This is a genomic window from Armatimonas sp., assembly GCF_031410135.1.
Classification (GTDB): Bacteria; Armatimonadota; Armatimonadia; order Armatimonadales; family Armatimonadaceae; genus Armatimonas.
Genome location: NZ_JANNYP010000338.1, coordinates 1 through 3663 on the forward strand (window position 1 = coordinate 1; position 3663 = coordinate 3663).

Annotated in this window: 4 protein-coding genes; 2 read left to right on the forward strand and 2 right to left on the reverse strand. The window is 63.2% G+C overall.

Annotation, left to right across the window (positions count from 1 at the left end; genetic code table 11):
* Together RMO15_RS12390 and trpA are read right to left on the reverse strand one after the other, a co-directional pair.
* The coding region (locus RMO15_RS12390; protein ID WP_309712792.1) for a Gfo/Idh/MocA family oxidoreductase at window positions 1–1069 on the reverse strand (1069 nt) is incomplete at its 3' end.
* Window positions 1066–1872: a tryptophan synthase subunit alpha gene (trpA, locus tag RMO15_RS12395; RefSeq protein WP_309712794.1), complete on the reverse strand. Its 807-nt coding sequence runs from the start codon at window positions 1870–1872 to the stop codon at window positions 1066–1068. The genes RMO15_RS12390 and trpA, both read right to left, overlap by 4 nt.
* Before the next feature lie 51 nt (window positions 1873–1923).
* On the opposite strand from trpA, the gene RMO15_RS12400 reads away from it, so the two are divergent.
* Both RMO15_RS12400 and RMO15_RS12405 read left to right on the forward strand, forming a co-directional pair.
* Complete coding sequence (locus RMO15_RS12400; protein WP_309712797.1) at window positions 1924–2673, forward strand: glycosyltransferase family 2 protein; 750 nt, start codon at window positions 1924–1926, stop codon at window positions 2671–2673.
* Entirely contained in the window at window positions 2673–3578 is a 906-nt protein-coding gene (locus tag RMO15_RS12405; protein ID WP_309712800.1) for a metallophosphoesterase, read from the forward strand. The genes RMO15_RS12400 and RMO15_RS12405 overlap by 1 nt, the downstream gene beginning before the upstream one ends.
* Window positions 3579–3663 lie beyond the last annotated feature (85 nt).

Consider the following 3663-nt stretch of genomic DNA (forward strand, 5'->3'; position numbering starts at 1 on the left):
TCCAGTTGCGGTGGTGCCCCGGCGAGACAAAGAGGCGCGTGGTCTCGTTCTCGCCCAGCGGGGTCTTGGCCAGCTCGGGCGGGTCGCTCTTGAGCACGCCTCGGTCGAGGTGCAGGGTTCCATTGCTTCCCGTGAAGAAACAGCCGCTCGGGCCGCCATGAACAACCTCGATCCCATCGGCGTAGATCAGCTTCGCGCCCTCCATTGCCATCGGATCAGACGGCGGGAGAATCTCTACTGGGTCGGTGTCGTCCTTGCCGAGTGCCCACTGCGCGATGTCGTAGTGGTGGGCTCCCATGTCAGCATGGCCTCCGCCCGAGTACTCGCGGTAGTTGCGCCAGGCGGGGAAGTGGTTGTGTGCACCGCGCGGGGCTAACGCGGAGTTATATGGTCGCATCGGCGCGGGGCCAAGCCACAGATCCCAGTCGAGACCCGGCTCCATCGCTTCCTCTTTCAGATCACACCAGATACTCGGCGCGGCAACCCCCACCGTCACGGACTTGATCTTGCCCAGCCGCCCGTTTCGGATAAACTCACAGCCCTGGCGGAAGCTGCCAAAGACATTAGAACGCTGCTGGCTGCCGGTCTGGAGCACGCGCTTGTACTTACGCACGGCCTCGATGCAGCGCTTGGACTCCGCGAGCGTGAGCGTCAGCGGCTTCTCGCAGTAGACATCTTTTCCGGCCTTGCACGCCTCGATAATCGGGATTGCGTGCCAGTGCTCGGGGGTGACGATCACCACGGCGTCTATATCTTTGCGAGCGATAATCTCACGAAAGTCGTTGTAGGCCGCGCAGGTGCGGGTAGCCCGCTCCTCGCCCGCGTAGTGCGTCTCGACCCGCTTCTTAGCCAGCTCGCGCCGGGTCGTGTCCACATCACAGACGGCGAGAATCTGCACGTCGTCAAAGTCAAGAAGCGTCGGGATATGGAAGTTATTGGCCATCTTCCCACAGCCAATAATGCCCACGGTAATGCGATCTGCGGGCACCGTGTGGCCCGCACGCCCCAGCACGGAGCTAGGCAGAAAGAGCGGCGCAGCGGCGGCTCCCAGAAACTGTCGTCGGTTCATGCCCCCATTGTAGCAGTTTTTAGCGACGCAACATACTCTTTCACCACAGTAAGCACATCGGGTTTTTCGCGGTTTTCGTGGAGAAGGGTGACCAGCGAGCTTCCGACCACGGCACCATCGGCGAAGGCGCAGATGGCCTTGACTTGCTCAGGGGTCTTGACACCAAAGCCAACACAGACGGGCGTCTCGCGGGCATGCTCGCGAATCGCGGAAACTAAGCCTGGCAGCTCGCTGGGAACGACTTCCTTGGTTCCCGTAATGCCGGTCATGGAGACGCAGTAGATAAAGCCCGCCGCGAGCTCTCCGACGGCTTCCATGCGCGCCGTGGTGGAGGTCGGTGCGAGCAGAAAGATCGTCGCCAGGCCCGCTGCATCCGCAATCGGCTTCCAGGTGTCGGCCTCCTCGGGGATCACGTCGGTGACAATTGCGCCATCGGCTCCGGCGGCCACGGCGTCTTGGGCGAACTGTGTCGGCCCGTACTGAAGCACCGGGTTGTAAGCTCCCATCAGCACCATCGGCACCGTCACGCCCCGAGCGCGGGCCTCACGCACTGCATCGAGCACTTTCGGCGGCGTCATCCCGCCCTGAAGTGCCCGAAAGCTCGCGGCTTGAATGGTCGGACCATCGGCCAATGGGTCAGAGAACGGCACGCCCAGCTCGATCACATCGGCCCCCGCCTCCGCCAAGGCGCAGATCACATCGGCAGTACGACTTGGAAACGGATCGCCCGCCGTCACAAAAGCGACAAGGGCTCCCTCGCCACGTGACTTCAGCTCCGCAAAACGCGCATCTAGACGGTTCATAACTGAGCCTCAGGATACCATGCCTGCCTGCGATACAATAACACCAAGAAAATGCAGCTTTCTATCGTCATTCCTGCCTACAACGAAGCCAAGCGCCTGCCTCGGACGCTGGAGGCGACCTGGGCCTATGTCCAAAAGCGTGGGCTCGACGCCGAGATTCTAGTGGTGGACGATGGCTCTAAAGACGAGACAGCGGCTGTCGCGGCGACGTTTCCTGGCGTGACGGTGCTGGGCTATGGCGGCAATAAAGGCAAGGGCTATGCGGTACGCTTTGGGGTCTTGCGAGCCGCTGGGGAGCGGGTGCTCTTTATGGACGCGGACCTGGCGACGCCTATTGAGGAGCTGACCAAGCTCGAAGCGGCGCTAGACACCGGCGCGGACTACGCCATCGGCTCCCGGCCCCTGCGCGAGTCGGAGCTGACGGTGCGCCAGCCGCTGCTGCGCGAGCTTTGTGGCCGTGCGTTTAATAAAATCGTCCAGCTTGCCGCCACGCCCGGCATCGAGGACACGCAGTGTGGCTTTAAGTTGCTCCAGCGCGACGCGGCGCAGGCGATCTTCTCCCGCTGTCAGCTCGATGGTTTTAGCTTCGATGTGGAGGCGCTGTTTCTCGCACGCAGACTCGGGCTACGTGTCGCGGAGATTCCCGTTCGCTGGGCGCATCAAGAGGGCGCGGCGGCCTTTGCCACGCGAGGGGCATATCTCAAGGCGGGCTTGAAGATGCTCAGAGATGTGGTGAAAATCCGAACGCTCCATGCCCGTGTCGAGCCTCTTTCTTCTTCTGCGGCGGCACCGCTCTCCTGATGAGTAAGAAGCAACTGGGCATAGCGACAGGCGCAGCACTGGCAGCAGCCTACTACGCCCTCAAGATCGAGCCGCTTCTCGTAGAGGTGACGCATACGGAGCTGTTCCTGCCGCGCCTGCCCGCAAGCTGGGACGGCCTGAAGGTTCTCTTTCTCTCTGACCCGCACGTGACGGAGTTTGGGGAGCGCGAGCGGCGCGTGGTGGAGCTTTGTGGTGCCCTCGAAACGCCGGACTTGATCCTCTGGGGCGGCGATTTTTTAGGCAGCTACCAGGGCGTGGTGCCCGCCGTTCAGCTCGTCACGCAGATCGCCCAGCTCTTTCCCGGCACTCCGGCGTTTGCGGTGTGGGGCAATGCGGAGCATAAGATCCGCCGTGAGCGCCGGGCGTGGCTAGAGGCGCTCCTGGCCGAGGTGGGGGTCTGCACGCTTACCAATGAGAGCCTCCCCTTCACGCTCCGAGGCGAGACCATTACCATCGCGGGCTGCGACGACCCCTACTACGGCTTTGCGGACTTAGACGCCACGTTTGCAAAGCTCACCCCGGAGCGCTTCACGCTCTTTGTCGCCCACTCACCGCAAGTGGCCGCGCTCGCCGCCCGTGCGGGGGTGGACCTGATGCTCTCGGGGCACACCCACGGGGGGCAAGTTCGCTTCCCGATAATCGGCCCGTGGAAGACCCAGAACCCGCTCAGCCGCCTCTTAGACTGCGGCGCCTTCAGTCCCAAGCGCCTCACGGAGATCCTGGGCTACGATCCCGGTGGCGAGCTCACGACCTACATCTCCCGAGGCATCGGCCTCGCGTTTATCCCACGCCTGCCTTGGCTCGCCCCTCGCTTCAACTGCCGCCCCGAGGTGGCCTGTTTGACGCTGCGCCCTCTCTCCCCCCGGCCCCCTCTCTCCCAATAACTATCGCCCTTCAGGTGGGAGAGAGGGGGAGTCTGAGGGGGGCAGCCCCATCCAAACCCTCTCCCGTTATCGGGAGGGGGTGGCG

Coding starts and splice junctions, on each gene's coding strand:
- trpA (WP_309712794.1), bottom strand. CDS start 1,872: ATGAACCGTCTAGATGCGCGTTTTGCGGAGCTGAAGTCACGTGGCGAG.
- RMO15_RS12400 (WP_309712797.1), top strand. CDS start 1,924: ATGCAGCTTTCTATCGTCATTCCTGCCTACAACGAAGCCAAGCGCCTG.
- RMO15_RS12405 (WP_309712800.1), top strand. CDS start 2,673: ATGAGTAAGAAGCAACTGGGCATAGCGACAGGCGCAGCACTGGCAGCA.